General features: G+C 35.0%; 10 protein-coding genes. 5 read left to right on the top strand and 5 right to left on the bottom strand.

Annotated features, from left to right (window positions below):
- Window positions 1-29 precede the first annotated feature (29 nt).
- Window positions 30-1,568 (bottom strand): glycine--tRNA ligase, encoded by a 1,539-nt coding sequence (locus BSF42_RS14570; RefSeq protein WP_095953819.1) that lies wholly within the window; start codon window positions 1,566-1,568, stop codon window positions 30-32.
- 98 nt (window positions 1,569-1,666) lie between these two features.
- On the opposite strand from BSF42_RS14570, the gene BSF42_RS14565 reads away from it, so the two are divergent.
- Window positions 1,667-2,350, top strand: coding sequence for a ComF family protein (locus tag BSF42_RS14565; RefSeq protein ID WP_253251073.1), 684 nt, complete (start codon window positions 1,667-1,669; stop codon window positions 2,348-2,350).
- Window positions 2,351-2,428: 78 nt separating this feature from the next.
- On the opposite strand, the gene BSF42_RS14560 is transcribed toward BSF42_RS14565, so the two are convergent.
- Window positions 2,429-5,110: a reprolysin-like metallopeptidase gene (locus BSF42_RS14560; RefSeq protein ID WP_095953817.1), complete on the bottom strand. Its 2,682-nt coding sequence runs from the start codon at window positions 5,108-5,110 to the stop codon at window positions 2,429-2,431.
- Window positions 5,111-5,301: 191 nt separating this feature from the next.
- Between BSF42_RS14560 and BSF42_RS14555 the strand changes: the two genes are divergently transcribed.
- The 4 genes from BSF42_RS14555 to BSF42_RS14540 all read left to right on the top strand — a co-directional run bounded on the left by BSF42_RS14555 (window position 5,302) and on the right by BSF42_RS14540 (window position 8,994).
- Window positions 5,302-6,231, top strand: coding sequence for a bifunctional riboflavin kinase/FAD synthetase (locus tag BSF42_RS14555; RefSeq protein WP_095953816.1), 930 nt, complete (start codon window positions 5,302-5,304; stop codon window positions 6,229-6,231).
- Between the two features lie 117 nt (window positions 6,232-6,348).
- Window positions 6,349-6,786 carry a hypothetical protein gene (locus BSF42_RS14550; protein ID WP_095953815.1) on the top strand — a complete coding sequence of 146 codons (438 nt, stop codon included), beginning with the start codon at window positions 6,349-6,351 and terminating at the stop codon, window positions 6,784-6,786.
- A 173-nt stretch (window positions 6,787-6,959) separates the two neighbouring features.
- Entirely contained in the window at window positions 6,960-8,048 is a 1,089-nt protein-coding gene (gene bioB / locus BSF42_RS14545; RefSeq protein WP_095953814.1) for a biotin synthase BioB, read from the top strand.
- 79 nt (window positions 8,049-8,127) lie between these two features.
- Window positions 8,128-8,994, top strand: coding sequence for a cupin-like domain-containing protein (locus tag BSF42_RS14540; protein WP_095953813.1), 867 nt, complete (start codon window positions 8,128-8,130; stop codon window positions 8,992-8,994).
- 45 nt (window positions 8,995-9,039) lie between these two features.
- Here the strand turns inward: BSF42_RS14540 and BSF42_RS22805 are convergent, their stop codons facing one another.
- The 3 genes from BSF42_RS22805 to BSF42_RS14525 form a co-directional block, all read right to left on the bottom strand.
- Window positions 9,040-13,128, bottom strand: coding sequence for a T9SS sorting signal type C domain-containing protein (locus BSF42_RS22805; RefSeq protein ID WP_095953812.1), 4,089 nt, complete (start codon window positions 13,126-13,128; stop codon window positions 9,040-9,042).
- 377 nt (window positions 13,129-13,505) lie between these two features.
- Window positions 13,506-17,366 carry a T9SS sorting signal type C domain-containing protein gene (locus BSF42_RS14530; RefSeq protein ID WP_095953811.1) on the bottom strand — a complete coding sequence of 1,287 codons (3,861 nt, stop codon included), beginning with the start codon at window positions 17,364-17,366 and terminating at the stop codon, window positions 13,506-13,508.
- A gap of 150 nt (window positions 17,367-17,516) precedes the next feature.
- The coding region (locus tag BSF42_RS14525) for a T9SS sorting signal type C domain-containing protein (protein WP_141248462.1) at window positions 17,517-18,034 on the bottom strand (518 nt) is incomplete at its 5' end.

Below are 18,034 nucleotides of genomic sequence, written 5' to 3'. Positions count from 1 at the left end.
TTTGGGATCTATAGTATAAGCTGTAAAGATTACATTTTCATTAACCAGTTTTTCATCGAAACTTCATTTTCGATAATAGCTCTTAGTTCAGTAATTTTTACACGATCTTGTTTCATTGTATCTCTATGACGAATTGTTACTGTTTCGTCTTCAAGTGTTTGATGATCTACTGTAATACAGAATGGCGTTCCTAAAGCATCTTGTCTTCTGTAACGACGTCCTACCGCATCTTTTTCATCATATGCCACATTGAAATCCCATTTCAAATCTTCGATGATTTTTCTTGAAATTTCTGGTAAACCATCTTTTTTAACCAATGGTAATACTGCTGCTTTGGTTGGCGCTAAAACTGCTGGTAATTTTAAAACTGTTCTTGTTGATCCGTCTTCTAATGTTTCTTCTTTTAATGAAGTTGCAAAAACAGCCAGGAACATACGATCTAAACCAACAGACGTTTCTACTACATAAGGAACGTAATTTTGGTTTAATTCAGCATCGAAATATTGTAATTTTCTTCCTGAATATTCTTCGTGTGCTTTTAAATCGAAATCAGTACGAGAGTGAATTCCTTCCAATTCTTTAAATCCGAATGGGAAATTAAATTCGATATCTGCAGCTGCATTTGCATAATGCGCTAATTTTTCGTGATCATGAAAACGGTAGTTTTCCTGCCCTAAACCTAAAGATAAATGCCATTTTAAACGCGTTTCTTTCCAGTGGTGGTACCATTTCATTTCTTCGCCTGGACGCACAAAAAACTGCATTTCCATTTGCTCGAACTCACGCATACGGAAAATGAATTGTCTTGCAACGATTTCATTTCTGAAAGCTTTACCTGTTTGAGCAATTCCAAAAGGAACTTTCATACGACCCGATTTCTGAACATTTAAAAAGTTTACAAAAATACCTTGAGCTGTTTCCGGACGTAAATATAAATCCATTGCAGAGTCTGCAGAAGCTCCAAGTTTTGTTCCAAACATTAAGTTGAACTGTTTAACGTCTGTCCAGTTTTTAGAACCAGTTTCAGGATCAGCGATTTCAAGTTCTTCGATTAATGCTTTTACATCCTGAAGATCTTCGCTCATTCCTTTTGCCAGCCTTGATAAAATTTCTTTATATTTTGAAAGATATTCCATAACGCGGGCATTTGTTGTAACAAATTCTTCCTCATTAAAAGCATCACCAAAACGGGCTCTTGCTTTTTCGATTTCCTTTTGAGCTTTTTGATTGATCTTTTCAGCATAATCTTCAACCAAAACGTCTGCTCTATATCTTTTTTTAGAATCTTTATTATCAATTAATGGATCGTTGAATGCATCAACGTGTCCAGAAGCTTTCCAAGTTGTTGGATGCATTAATATCGCAGCATCAAGGCCGACAATATTCTCATTCATCTGAACCATTGATTTCCACCAATATTCACGGATATTCTTTTTTAATTCGACACCATTCTGTGCATAATCATAAACAGCACTCAGTCCGTCGTAAACTTCGCTTGACGGAAAAATAAATCCGTACTCTTTTGCGTGCGAAACCACATTCTTAAATATATCTTCTTGTTTTGCCATAATGATGCAAAAATATAAAAAGTACCTTTAAAAAAAAGAAAAATAATAAAGTTTGAAGTATTGATTTTGTTATTTTTGTAAATAAAATCTCTCTTTTTGTGATTAATTACCTAATAAATCTGTTTTTCCCGAAAGTCTGTGACGGATGCCGCGCCATTTTATTGCAGAATGAAATTGTTTTCTGTACTTCCTGCCGCCACGAATTACCTCTTACTCAATATCATTTAGATCCAAAAAATCAAGCCGTAAAAAAGTTTTATGGTAAAGTTGACGTGCAATTTGCCTCGGCATTTTTATACTTTAATAAAAAGGGAATTGTACAAGAATTAATTCATAATCTAAAATATAAAGGCCACGAAGAAATTGGAACCGTTTTAGGAAGTTGGTACGCCGAAGATTTAAAAGAGATTCAATTAGAAATTCCTTTTGATTTTGTAATTCCGGTGCCGCTTCATAAAAAGAAATTTAAAGAACGAGGCTATAATCAAGTTACGACTTTTGGAAAAGCAATTGCTTCTGGTTTTGAAATTCCTTTTAATGAAAAAATTTTATTCCGAAAAGTATATTCTAAAACACAATCCAAAAAAAATCTTTTAGGAAGATCAGAAAATATCGAGAATATTTTTGATGTAGAATTCAACGAAGCAGATCACGATAAACATTTCATGATTGTTGATGACGTTCTTACAACTGGCGCAACACTCGAGGCTTGTTCCAGAGCATTACTAAAAATTCCGGGAGCAAAAATCAGCATTGTCTGTATGGCGATGGCGAACTCTTAAAATAAATGTCAACAAAAAAATCCAAATTCCAATTAGTACTGGAATTTGGATTTTAAAACATTTGGCATTTAAACAGATTTAATTCACCAAAATTTTCTTTACTGTTCTTTTTTCTCCATCGGTAACCGTAACTAGATAAACGCCATTGGGCACATTTGGCAATTGAATATCTTGAATAAAATAGCCTGAACCTTGAAAAGTTTTACTGTAAACGTATTTACCTAAAATATCATGAACATACACTTTAACTTCTTTAAGTGAATCTCTGCTAAATTGAATGGTAAAATTTCCTTTGTTTGGATTTGGAAATAATGCAAAATCAATATTTTCAAAATCTGAATCCCCAAGTGTATATACTCTATTACAGATATTTACCGAAGCTGAATTTATTGTGCCAAGTGCTCCAACTGTAGAGTCACGAACTCCAAAAGTCCAATTTCCCTGCGGATTTTCTCCATTAAAAGCACTTAATAAGCTGGCTGGAATTACAATTTGGCTAGTAGTTGTACCGCAATTTAAAACACTTCCGCTGTCATCAAATTGAAGAGCCAAAGTCGAATTTGTAGTGCCACAGCTTTTATTAAATAAAGTTACAACTGTTCCGCTTGGACTTACAATCTGCATTTCGAGATCCGAAAATCTTGCGTGTGTAACATTCACAGAAACATTAACATCTGAAATAGTTCCTACTGCAGATGGCACCGAAACCGTTTTATTTATAAAGACTGACCCATTACCAGTTGAATATCCTCCGTCAAAATTATAAGTAGAACAATCAATTGCAACAGAATATCCAATCGCAAAAGGAGTGGTATTTAAAGCATAATAAATATTGTTTACAGGTTCTATCAAAAGTCTGCAATTCGTAGACGCCTCAATGTTAGAAGGAATCAATACCGTTTCTGAACCATCATTTAGAGTACTTGTAGCCAGTGTCGTTGGAAATGTCAAACCTCCATCGATAGATAATTTTATATTTACATTTGAAGATCCCGGAAGTGTATTTGTATTATTAACGCTCCAAGTAATAGTTTGTGTTGATCCCTTTTCCCATGCAACATCTCCAGTATTTTGCGAAGTTACAGCAAACGGCCCCGCGGCTGCACTTACTGTCACGACCATCGCATCTGTACTAGTTTGCGCTGTTCCCTCTGGAGCATTATCTCTTCCTGTTAATGTAAAATTCATTGTTTTTGCTATAGAAGAAACCGATTCCCAAGTTGTTGTTAATTGATTATTTAACACCGAACTGAAAGCCGGCATATAACGAACTGGTGAAGCTGTAGGCAAAAAAGATCTAAACATTGGACCATTTGGTTTTGTGGCATACGCAACACTATTTGCACCTGAAGTGGTGGTGGCATTATCATATTGTTCCCAAGTGTATGTTATAGAATTCCCTTCAGTATCTGATCCTGTTCCTTTTAAAACAAATGCTGTACTTATTGGAATTGTATAATCTTCTCCTGCACTTATTGCTGGAGGATTATTAGTTATTGCTGTAGTTACTGGACACGTTTTTCCAGCTAGATTATTTTGTATTTGATTAATACTTGCATAAGAAAAATAATCATCAGAATTATTTTGAACATTATAGCCATCCGTTACACCTGCATAAGCCATAATTGTTGAACCACTTCCAGGCTCATAGCTTGTACCTAATCCCTCGAGTGCATGCGAAAAAGTATGAGATCCACCAAGCTGATGTCCCATTTCGTGGGCAACAAAATCTATATCGAAAGTATCACCTTGCGGTCTTTGATCTGCTGGAGAAGTAAAAGCACTTCCTTTTGCAAGAGGAGCGCTAGAAGTTGGGCTCACACAAACACAACCAATACAGTTAGCAAGACCTCCGCCGCCCGAAGCTCCAAACAAATGTCCGATATCATAATTTCCATCGCCAATAACATTGGTCAAAGTCGTTTGAACCTGCTGTCCCCAAGTTGGATTGTTGGTAGCCGCTCCTACCGAAGCTATTGAATAAGGATCCGTCGAAGCATCTGTATAAATAACAGCATCATTATTCGCGACCAAAACTACTTTTACAGAAAGATCACGATCAAAAACTCCATTTACACGAGTCAGAGTCGCATTCATTCCTGCCAATGCTCCTTGTTTTGTTCCTCCAAAAAAAGCAGTATATTCTCCTGTACAAGATAAAGCCAGACGAAGTGTTTTAAACTGCTTGGCATTTGAAGCCGTTTTTGCAGTAGTTGATGCTTTATTTTCAGAAATCACATTAGCAGTTTTGCAGTCTAAACGCATTTTAGAATCTGCATCCTCTGTAGATTTAAATAAAACATATTCCGATTTATCATCAGGATTCTGCTCTATATATTCAGTAGGTTTTGCAGCACGAAAAACCATTGTCTGCATTCCAATTGGAGCCACACTAAAATGTATTTTAGCATTTTTGTCATCTATTCCTCTTCCTTCATATGCTCTAATTTCTGGGTATTTGGATTGCAATTCCGGATCAAAATTAGATGATTCCCAAACCGAAAAACGTTCCAAAACTCCTTCTGTATTCGGAATTGTTATTTCAGTTTTATTGCTTGATGCTAATTTACTTGTTGTTGAGGCAAGTTTAGAACTTAGTAAATCTGCATTTAATTTATAATACAACTTTCCAGATCCTAAAATATTTGCTTTTCGCGAAAGCGATGAAGAGGAACTTACCTTTTGCCACAAACCATCATTCTGAGCATTAACGTTCGTGAAGCAAAAAATGAAAAATATATAAAGTAATTGTTTTTTCATACTATGAAGATATAATATCAAAATTACTTCAATTAATTTAAATTGTACAATATATAAGACAATTAATGTTTTTTAATCGACGAGTCGGCTTATTTTCACAAAAAGAAATCTCTGACAGTTAAAATTCGATTTAGCTAGTATTATATTTAAAACATAAAAGTATAAATTTGCAGCATCTTAAATAATTTGTTTTGAAGCTCTTTCATTCTATAAACGATTTTCAGTCAACCAAGAAAACAATTTTAACTCTTGGGACCTTTGACGGCGTGCATATTGGTCACAAAAAAATTCTGGAACGAATTACACAAAATACTGAAGACGGAAAATACGAAAGTTTAGTACTGACTTTTTTTCCGCATCCGCGAATGGTTCTTCAAGAAAAATCTGAAATAAAACTGCTGAATACTATCACCGAAAAAATAAAACTTCTGGAAGCAAGCGGTGTTGAAAATCTTATCGTTCACCCTTTTGATGAAAGCTTTTCCAGACTGACTGCAGAAGAATTTGTTCACACTATTTTGGTAGATAAATTTCAGATTCAGAAAATAATTATCGGGCATGATCATCGTTTCGGCCGCAATAGAACTGCAAATATTGATGATTTGATTGCTTTTGGTGCAGCATACGGCTTTGAAGTAGAACAAATTTCAGCTGAAGAAATTCAGGATGTTTCGGTAAGTTCAACCAAAATCAGAAAAGCTCTAAACGAAGGCAATATGGCTTTGGCAAACGAATATTTAGGTTACAATTACTTTTTGAGCGGTACAGTTGTAAAAGGCAAACAATTAGGAAGAACTATTGGTTTTCCTACTGCAAATATTCACATTGAAGAAGATTATAAGCTGATCCCAAAAATTGGTGTTTATGTTGTAAAAGCTGTTATAAACGAAGAAATTGTTTACGGCATGATGAATATTGGCTTTAATCCGACTGTGAATGGCGAAAAACAAACTATCGAAGTGCATCTTTTTGATTTCGACAAAGACATTTACGATCAAAATATTGAGGTTTCATTGCTGCGTTACATTCGCGAAGAGCAAAAATTCGGTTCTATTGATGCTTTAAAAGCACAGCTTAAGCAAGATCAGAACGAGGCTTTGGCTTTTATAAATCTTCTTTAAAAAATGGGCATAATGTAGTTTTTCCTGTTTTTAAATCATCGTAGTTATTTTTTTAGTAAATTTGATAGAATACTGTTTTTCAAATATTTACTATTAACTTCTTTAAAAATAACCACTATGAAATTACCTAAAGAAATTACCAACGGCTTTTTGATTTTTCTCGGAATTGGCATTTATTTTTTATTGATGAATGTTTTGGGTTTAGCCGATTTGTTTTACTTAAGAACACTCAACGTATTCTTCATCTTTTACGGTGTTAATAGGACAATGCAGATGAACCTTCATGAGGGAGAAACCAATTTTGTATCTAATGCAGTTTCTGCAATGGCTACTTCTGTAGTCGGCGTATCTATGAGCGTATTCGGTTTATTGGTTTACAGTTATGCGCGAGGCGGAGACGCTTATGTAAGAACTTTATCTGAAACATTTATGTTTGGGGGAAATCCATCAGTACCAACGTATTGCATTTGTTTATTGTTTGAAGGAATTGCTTCATCTGTAATCGTTACTTTAATGATGATGCTGTATTGGAATAACAAATATGCAGCTGATTAATTTATCAGAATAAAAACAAACATTTTAGCACTCTAAAATCATAGAAATTCTTAATTCTGTGATTTTAGGGTGTTTCTTTTTAGAAAAAAAATTGAAAATCCTCATTTTTAACAAGTAAGATAATCTGTTATCATAATTTACTTACTTTTAATGCTCCAAAAAACAATTTATCCATGAGCATTACAAAACACAACTGGACAAAAGACGAAATAATTGCCATCTATACTAAACCTTTGATGGACTTGCTTTATGAAGCAGCAACAATTCACAGACAAGAACACGACCCAAACGTAGTTCAGGTTTCTACTTTACTTTCTATAAAAACCGGCGGATGTCCAGAAGATTGCGGTTATTGTCCCCAAGCTGCGAGATATAATACGGGAGTTGAAGGAAATGATTTAATGACTGTAAGTCAGGTTAAAGCACAAGCTTTGAGAGCAAAATCTAATGGTTCTTCCCGCGTATGTATGGGCGCGGCTTGGAGAAATGTAAAAGACGGAGAAGAATTTGATCAAGTTTTAGAAATGGTCCGTACGATCAATAAACTGGATATGGAGGTTTGCTGTACTTTAGGAATGCTTACCGAAAACCAAGCACAACGTTTGGCTGAAGCTGGTTTATATGCCTACAATCATAATTTAGATACTTCTGAAGAATATTATAAAGATGTAATTTCAACTCGTGGTTTTGAAGATCGTTTACAAACAATAGAAAATGTTCGTAAAACAAACGTTACCGTTTGCAGTGGCGGCATTATCGGAATGGGAGAAAGTATTGAAGACAGAGCGGGAATGCTTGTGGCACTTTCGACCTTAAATCCACAGCCGGAATCTGTTCCGATTAATGCATTGGTGGCAGTTGAAGGAACTCCGATGGAAGAAGAAAAACCAGTTGAGATTTGGGAAATGATCCGAATGGTAGCCACTACCAGAATTGTAATGCCCGAAACACAAGTTCGCTTGTCTGCAGGAAGGGCAGATATGTCACGCGAAGGTCAGGCAATGTGCTTTTTTGCAGGAGCAAACTCTATATTTGCTGGAGACAAATTACTTACAACTCCAAATCCCGATGTTAATGAAGACATGAAAATGTTTGAAATGTTAGGATTGATTCCGCAAAAACCGTTTATAAAAGTTTCACAGCCCAAAACAGTCGAAGCTTCGGATTCTGAATTTAATTCATTAGGAGAAAAACCTAAATGGACAAGACCAGGACACACAATTGAAAAAAACATTGAAGCATCGATCAAATCAAAAATTTAGTTAAAAGAGTTAATAAATTTCAATAAATATTTTTAAATTGCTTATGCACAGAGTATAAGCAATTTTTTTATTTATAAAAATGAAGTTAAAGCAAATAGAAAGGGTCAAAAAAATCTCTAGAGAAGATTTTATTTCCCAATATGTAAAAAAACAAATTCCAGTTGTTGTTGAAGAACTGACCGAGGACTGGCCGGCTTATCAAAAATGGAAATTATCCTATATTAATGATATCGCAGGTAACATCACCGTTCCTTTGTACGATGATCGCCCTGTAAACCATGAAGAAGGATTTAATCAAGCTCATCTGAAAATGAAAATGAGTGATTATATTAACCTTTTGGAATCAAAACCTACCAATTACCGCATTTTTCTTTATAATTTAATGAAAGATGTGCCAACGTTAAAGAATGACTTTTTATGGCCAGATATTGGTTTAAGATTGGTTAAGCAATTACCTATGTTATTTTTTGGGGGAGAAAATGCAAGGGTATTTATGCATTATGACATTGATTATTCTAATATTCTTCATTTTCATTTTCATGGAGAAAAGCAGTGCATGATTTTTGCGCCAGACCAATCAAAATATATGTATAAAGTACCTCATGCTTTGATTTCGAGAGAAGACATTGATTTTGACAATCCTGATTATGAAAAATTTCCTGCTCTTAAAAATGCTGAAGGATATATCACTAATCTAAAACACGGTGAAATGTTGTATATGCCAGAAGGTTATTGGCATTATATGAAATATTTAACTCCAGGATTTTCAATGAGTCTTCGTGCTTTTCCAAAAAACATATTGAATTTATCTAAAGCGGCTTATAATGTTTTTATCATGCGCCATTTTGATATCATGATGCGAAAATTTAAAGGCCAAAAATGGATTGACTATAAAAATGAAAAGGCCATTACAAATACCAATGAAAATTTGAGGCGTTCGGCTTAATTATAAAAAAGCGGTTGAGTTTTATTTCTCAACCGCTTTTTTATCTTAGTTAAAAATAACTTTTCTTGTGATAACCTTTCCGTTATCTAATGTGATTTTTACGAGAAGAACCTGAGGTCCAGAATGCAGATTTGTAATGAGCCATTCTTTATTATCAATTCCTGTTTTATGATACAGCAGTTTTCCACCAATATCATAAACAGCTGTTTCTTGCAGTTTTTCTTCATCTGAGGTCGACTGCAGTTTTATATTTTTATCTTTAACCGAAACAAAAACATATTGCTCCAGACCCGTAAAATCCTCATTTCCTAAAGTACCGGAAGGGTCAGTATAACGCAGCACAAAACGACTTGGAAAAAGACCTATTGTGGTTGTAAAAGTATAACCTCCAGATTTAAGGTTATGGAGCTTTTTAGTTACGTTGTCTTGCAGATAAACAACCTGATCATCCAAATTACCGTCGGTATGATCTATGGCAATTGTAAATTCTCCTTCTAAAGCAGATCTGTAGCCCAAAGGAATTGTGTCTGATGCAACAAAAGGTACTTCACGCCCTTGGATTACCAATTTTTTATTTTGATTAATGCTAAAAAAATCAATGTAAGGATGTGCATCCATACTTACCGCATCGTAATTATTATCCCATAAATTGGTAGCGCCCGTTACATATGCGATTAATAACTGCTTAAATGCCCCTTGCGTATTTGTCATATTTAACCACACTCGATGTTTTTCAATTACATTTGCTTGCGTAGACTTATAAAACTGACTGTTGCGTCCAGGTACTCTCATCGAATTTGTAAAGAGTACACTTTGAGTTGTTCTTGCTTTAGCGAAAAAACCTTGCCCCGCCGCAATATACCCTGAAGGAGGATCTTGATTTCCAGGAGTAGGCGCACCAGTTCCTACCATATTCCCGATTGATGTCGAACCAGATAAATTATAAATTGCATAATCATTATCACTATAGTAAAAACGATTGTCACCTGGAACACTTTGACTTGGCAGTGAATTGTGTGTCCAGAAAAATAGTGTCCCATAAATATTAGCAGTATTATCATATATGAATTGATCTGCATAAATTGCCGAAGGATATGGATTTCCAAAAAATGTAAATTTTTCTGCAACAGCTGCCGGTCCTAAAATATCTCCATTATTAGGAACTCCAACAAATTCTGCGTGAAAGATCTGAGGTATACTTAAATCAAAAGATTGAGGTGATCGAATGCTATAACCTACTCCTTTAATCATTTCTTCTGTTCCGTTATAAACTGTCACCCATTTTGCCACTGGATCATATTTAAAATATTTATCCCATAAAGTACCCGGAGAAAAACTATATAATGTAAGTGCGGGAACTCGAGTTACTGGTGACGACCAATGTGTAAGATCAAAAAATCGTAATGGCTTGCTATCTCTTTTATAAGTAATATTTCCTGTATTAACTGCATTTGATACCTGAACTAAGCTGGCATTATTTTCAAAATTAAAAACACCATTACCAAAGACCTTTACCTCATTAGTAACCGTAATTGTATTTGTTCCTTCAACTATCAAAGAACCTTCATTTTCTATGGTTATTCTATTCGCAAAAAAACTACCATTAGTTCCTGAAATAATTGGGTTAATTGCTACATCAGGTATCTCAACACAATCAGACGCCAGAGGTACTCCTGCAGGGGTCCAATTTGATGCATCTCCCCAACTTGCACTAACACTACCGTTCCACATTTTTGTAACAACTGCATTTACATTAAGTGGTGTCGATAGCGATTCACATCCAGATGAAATGTTTTTTGTTGTTACATTGTAAGCTCCTGAGGCAAGACCTGTAAAAACTCCTGAAGTATTACTAAAATCAGTACCATTTATACTATAAGAATAACCTGTTCCTGATGCTGGTGATGTTACAGTTATGATACCTGTATTATTTTGGCATGTTGGCTGTTGAGTCACAGAAGCTGTTGGCGCAGTTGAAACAGCATTTATAGTTAAAGAAACTGCTTGATTTACAGGACACGCATTTGCTGTTGAAATTGTCATAACACCATTGTACGTTCCTGCTGCTGTATTGGCCGGAACATTCACATTAATTACAGTACCTGAACCCGAGCTAAAAGGAAATGGTGTTGATGCTTGATCTGTTAAAGCAACCCAGTCTATAGCATAATTAACGGGAGATCCTGTTGTAGAATTATAATTTAAAGTCGTAATCTGGGCCGAGGCACTTTGACAAACTGAAGTAAACACTCCTGTTGTATTTATTGTCGGGCTGGTATTAACTACCAAAGAAACCGCCTGAGTTCGTGAACATCCATTTACTGTTGAAATTGTCATCACACCATTGTATGTTCCTGCGGCTGTATTTGCAGGAACGCTTATATTATTAATGCTTCCAGCTCCAGACCCAAACGCAAAAGCAGTTGCTCCCTGATCGGTTAAAGTCTGCCAATCGATAGAATAATTTATTGGTGCATTTGTTGTAGCAGTATACGCCAGAGAAGTGGGCTGCGCTGATGCGCTTTGACATACTGCTGTTACAGTTCCTGTAGTTGTTATTGTTGGAAGAGCATTAACTGTTAAAGAAATATTTTGATTAGCAAAACAGCCATTACCATTTAAAATAGTTAAAACACCCAAGTAATTTCCTGAAGGTGTATTTGCAGGAACATTTATATTATTTATACTCCCCGTTCCTGCCCCAAATGTAAATGCGGTTGTTCCCTGATCGGTCAAAGTCTGCCAATCAATAGAATAACTTATAGGTGAATTTGTCGTAGCAGTATATGCCAGAGAAGTGGGCTGTGCTAATGTATTTTGACAAACTGCTGCCAAAGTTCCAGTTGTTGAAATGGTAGGATTGGGATTTACAGTTACAGTAGTATAATTAGAATCTGCAGTGCTACAAGTTCCGTTCTTTACTACAGCTCTAAATCGAGTTGTTTGAGTTAATGGTCCTGAAACATACGTTGTGGCTGCCGAATTTGTAATGTCTGACCAGGTAGAAAATGGACTTACAGATGATTGCCATTTTACGACTGTCCCAGTTTGTCCTGACAATGTTAAAGTACCACTTCCAGAGCCACTACAAATCGTAGTACCACCTCCAGCGGATCCTCCCACACTTATACCAAAAACTGTAATACTTGCTGTACTTGCTGAACTTGTACTAATTGTAGAACTACAAGTACCTGATGCAATACTTCTTATTGTTATAGTACTTGTGCCTGCTGCTGTAAAACCTACTGCTGTAAAATTTCCCGTTCCTGCTGAAGCAACTGTCATTGGAGCTGTTAAACCAGTAGCAGCCGGACTACTACGGTCATAGGTTACTGTATAATTACCAGCAGGCAATAGAGATGTACTTGATGTTAGTACTACTGAAGAATTACCATCTGTCACGCAAGCATTGCCAGCTGCTGTTGTAGTAATATTATAAGCAGGACATGTATAGGTTAATTTTATTTGTCCGTTTCCTCCATTTCCTCCTTTGTTATTACCCAAACCCAGCAAAACCAAACCGCCTCCGCCTCCACCGCCTGGTATACCACCGTTGGCTCCAGGACCTGCTACAGCACCTCCGTTACCACCAGCTCCACCTCCTGTAACAGCAGCACCACCACCGCCAAGAGATGCATTATTACCATTTGAGGCAATACCCGCACTACTTCCTCCGCCTCCTGAATATAATAATGTAAGAACAAGACTTCCATTAGATCCTTTACCTCCTGAAAAAGTTGTACCTGTACCAATCGCTCCTCCCACACCTGCGGCGCCTCCAGTACCACTTGTACCCCCGCCGCCTCCATTTGCAGATACAGTAGAAAAAGTAGTTGCTGATCCGTTAGGACCACTTGCAGTTGACCCTAAGCCTCCTACACCAACTGAATAATTTATTGTAGTATTTGGACTTACAGTAATTAGAGCTTTACTATATCCGCCGCCTCCGCCGCCTCCTGCTGAATTACTTGTGTCATTTCCTCCACCGGCTCCACCGGCCCCCCAACATTCGGCAGTTACAGATGTAAGACCTGCAGCAACAACAAATGAGCCATTAGATGTAAATGTATTTGTGGTCTGAGACCAGGAATAGATACTGATAAAAATGAAAAACAAAGGTAATTTTAGTCTCATGATAGTAAGATTAAGATTAAGACAATAATTGTTCTATTCAGTTTGGCAGATATAGTATTTAAAATATATTTTTAAAGAAAAAGATTACCGATATAAGGCTTGTAAAAAATGCATTTAGTCGTCTATTATTGCTTTTAGTCGAAAAATAATCATAACAAGGTACGATTTTATTTACATTGAAATTCACATTGTAGTATTAAACATATATTTTTAACACCCAAAACACAAAATATATTAAAAATAAGAAAAAACTGTTAAATAGCTTAAAAAAGCAATTTAAACCTCTTAAATTCAATATTTTACAACAATAACATATAATAAAAAAGCCTTTTGCATTAATTATGCAAAAGGCTTTTTATAAATAGTAAGTTTAAAGCTTAGAAAATTACTTTTTTCGTTGTTGATTTATCATTTTCAAAAATTATTTTAACGAACAAAACTTGATGAGAAGAAACTAAATTTGGGATAGTAATTTTGTTTGTTTCAATTTTATCTTTCTTATACAATTGTTTTCCAGAAGCATCATATATCAAGATTTCTTTTAGATTATTTTCTAAGGAATTCACGCTAATAATGCGATTTTTTACGGACACTAAAACTTCATCTAATTCTCTTTTGTTATCATTAATTCCTAGGGTCTTTTCAGTATAAATTACCGAAAAACGATCATTAAAAGTCCCTATTTCAGAATCAAATTGATAAGGAACTTCATTAAGGTTATGAACTTTATTTAAAGTTTTATCTACTAAAAAAATGGTTCTAGAATCAAAGAATTTATCTCTATGATCTAGCTCTAATAAGAAAATCCCTTTTACAGTGGCTTTAAATCCCAAAACAATTGAATCACTTTCCTTGAATGGCAAGGCCCTTCCCTGAATTACTAATTTTTTACTTTCTACAATACTATAAAAATCCAAACCTTCATCTGACACTAAAATTTCTGCATCATAACTCCAGTCTAAAGAATCCGAAGCACCGTCTGCATAACCTAAAAGTATCTGTCTAAATCCTGTATCTTTATCCTTAAGATTTAACCAAAAGCGATGCTTTTCATTTTGAATATCTATTTTCGAACTTTTGGCAGGTTTAAAGAAAGCGTTGTTTCTTCCCGCTATTCGCATGCTGTTATTAAATTCTATCGTCCCTTCTACACTGCTTTTTAGAATAAATCCCTGTCCAGAAGCAATTGTACCATCTGGTGCCAAATTACTTACCCCAGAAACAATTGCGGGACTTGTGCCAACGCCTCCTAGAAGATTATAAGTTGCAAAACCATCATTGGGATAGCTATTGTTTGATGGTGGTGCATTATGCGTCCAAAAATAGAGTGCTCCTTTTATTTTCGAAGCATTATACTTTAAAAAAGCATCTGCACTTATTGCAGAAGGATATGGATTCCCTGCTAAATAAAACCGATTTGCGTATTCAAAATTAAACTCAACTTTGCCATTATTTGGAATTCCTTTAAAAGTTCCCTCAAATATTATGCGTTCTGTAAGTGAATAACTTTGTGGAGCTCTAACATTATAACCCTGCCCTGGAATCATTGTCATTGTTCCGAAATAATTGACATTCCACTTAGAAATTGGATCGTACCAATAGAATTTATCCCAAAGTGTTTCCGGGGAAAAATCAACTAATTTCTGATTATCAACTGGTGAAGACCAATAAGTGAGATCGTATCGCATTACAGGATTTGTTTTACGTTTCAAATGAATAACCCCAGTATTTACCATATCATCATCTGATTGATATAAACTGGCTCCATCTTCCAAAATCAAAGTTCCAGAACCTGTATATGCAAATTCTATCCCCAAAGTGTTATTGTGTAACAATACAACTGTTTTATCTTGGTCAATAGAACAGCCACAAATTGTTGCAGTCATTAAATTTGGATAGTTTTCTTTAAAATAAACATCTTTTCCTGATGAAGGAAAACCATTTGACCAAGAAATACCATCCCAAGTTGTGGCATCTACACACAGCTTCAATCTGGCAATTCTGTGCTTTGAAATACCTGATACGGAATTAAAGTTTCCTCCGATTAACAATTTATAATCGTTTGTAAAATTCATTGAAAAAAGGGTATTATTCAGAGGTGCTGTAAAAGAATTGTCATATGCACCTGAAGGCATTAATCGAATAAGTCTGAGAGATGTCATATTTTTATAGGTTCCCGAAAAAGTGCCTCCAACTAAGATCCTTTGATCAGGCTGAACCAAAATACTGCGGACATCGCCTTTGCTAAAACCGATTCCAGATTCAAACGAAGTATCGAGACCTCCATTGCTATTTAATCGAAGAATTTTCTTTTGGGAAATTCCATTGAAAGTTAAAAATGAACCACCAACAATAATTTTTTGATCGGCCTGCAGAGCAATTGTGTAAACATTTTTATCAAAACCATTTTGGATATTAAAACTTAAATCAACGCTCCCATCTTGATTTAAACGCACTAAACCTGCAAAAGGCAGATTATTAAATATTTTGAAATGGCCTCCTGCCAGAATCTTTCCATCTGCTTGCAGAACTACTGTTTCAATAATTCCATCTGCACCTGAACCAGTATTGAAACTAGGATCTTTTGATCCGTCTGGAAGTAACCTAATAATTCTACAGGTGCTTACTGATGATCCATTAAACTTTGTAAAATTACCTGCCGCAATTATCTTCTGGTCATGCTGAATAGCCAATGAGTATACTTGTCCATTAAAGCCTTCACCTATTAGAAAGGAATTATCAATTTGTCCATTGGCAAAAATCCTGGCAATTCGATTATTTGGAATGTCGTTGTATCTTGTAAAATTACCTCCCAAAATTACTTTTCCATCTGCTTGTAATGTTGTTGTTTTTACTAAATTATTTGCCCCTGTATTATCAGTGATAAAAGAAGTATCTATCGAACCATCTTCCAAAAGACAAGTGATTTTAGATACAAGCATTTGGTTAAATTTCTTAAAATTGCCTCCGATAATTGTTTTATTATTAGGCAAAGGCAGAATACTCAAAACGGAATTGTCAAACCCAATTCCAGATGATAAATAAGCAATATCATGTTCTCCTTCGCTACTGATTTTCGCTAATCTTCCTTGATTTTGTCCATTAAATACAGAAAAAGAACCTCCTACAAACCAATTCCCTTCTTCGTCATATTCTAAACTAAGAACAGAAGCTGATGATGGTCCCGCTCCGATATCAAAGTTTTGTTTTAATGTACCATCTCTTTTAAGAAAAATGAGTCTGTTAACTTCTGTATTATTATAAATGCCTGTAAAAGATCCTCCTACCATTATATCGCCATTGGAATCTATCTTCAACATTTGGACTCCCTCTTTGCTAAAACCTAAACCTGTTTGAAAACTTTCGTCTATCGTTCCATCTTCATTCAAACGAATTATTCCATTTGCAGCACTATTGTTGTATGTTGTAAAATTACCTCCTAAAATAATTTTACCATCAGACTGTAAGGCAGCTGCATTTACATTATCATCAAAGCCACTTCCTATATCAAAACTTGGATCAAAACTACCGTTTGTATTTAATCGAATAATTTTATTTGCTGGAGTTCCATTAAATGTGGTAAAATTGCCTGTCAAGATTATTTTTTCGCTCGAAGTGACTCTTACGTGCGTAATATTCAATGCAGAACCAGAACCTGTTAAAAATGAAGAATCGAGCGTTCCGTTTGGTAATAAACGTGCTATTCGATTAACTGTAGTGTTAGTATATTTAGTAAAGCTTCCAACGATAATTATTTTTCCATCCGATTGAGATGCGATGTCATAAACTATTCCTGTCGCTGCTCCGACAGTTGTATTAAAACTAGGGTCGTAAGAACCATCAGGATTTAAGCGAATAAGTCTTCCTGCGTTGATTCCATTGTAATTTGTAAAACTGCCTCCTAGTATGATTTTGCCATCGTCCTGTAAATAAGAAGCATAGATTTTACCATTAAAACCTGCTCCAGTATTAAAACTTTCATCTATTGAGCCATCAGGATTTAAACGTGTCAGATAGGATACTGGAAACCCATTTAAGCTTGAATAGTCGCCGCCAACTATTAAACTACCTTCTCTTTGTAAAAGAAGTGTTCTGACGGCACCATTAAATCCGTCGCCGTTCTGCCCATCATCAAGTGTGTTAAAGGTATTATCTACCTTACCTTGCTGTGCAAAAAGATTTAAATTAACAGATACAAAAAGAGTAAAAATTGATAACCAAAATAATTTTTTAATCAAAACAATACAATTAAAGTTAATATATAGAAGTATTAATTAAAATTATAAAGTATTAACAAGCGCCGCAATACCTAGATTTAGGGATATTACAGCATAAAAAAGTCCACTCTTTTTTAAGGAATGGACTTTAAGTTTATTTGGGTTTTACAATTACAAGTTACTATAAATAATTTTCTTAGTAAATGTATATCCGCTTTCTAAAGTGATTTTTACCAATAACGCTTGATCACTAGAATGTAAATTCGAAATAAGCAATTCTGATGAATTTACTTTGTTTTTAGTATATAACAATTGTGCTCCGATATTAAAAATGTTCACTTCTTTTAATGTTTCTTTTGAAGAAGTAATTTTTACAACTCCATTTTTAACAGAAACTATAACATTATTTTCAAGATTTTCAAAATCCCCTGTTCCTAATGTTTTGGAAGTATAACGAATAACAAAACGACTGTTGAAAGATCCCTCAGCTGTTGTAAATTTATAATCTTCCAGACGCAGATTTGTTGTTTTTCCTGTTTCCTTATCTTCCAAATAAACATCCTGATTATCAAAAATTCCATCAGCATGATCAATTGAAATGGTGTAATCGCCCTTAGACGATAACTTATATCCTAAAGGAACTTGGTCACTCTTTTCAAACGGTAATGCACGTCCTTGTATGGTTAGTT

Source organism: Flavobacterium sp. ACN6 (assembly GCF_002304005.1).
In the GTDB taxonomy this organism is placed as follows: Bacteria; Bacteroidota; Bacteroidia; order Flavobacteriales; family Flavobacteriaceae; genus Flavobacterium.
Note: the sequence above shows the minus strand (reverse complement) of the source record. Positions and strands in the feature narration are given on the sequence as shown.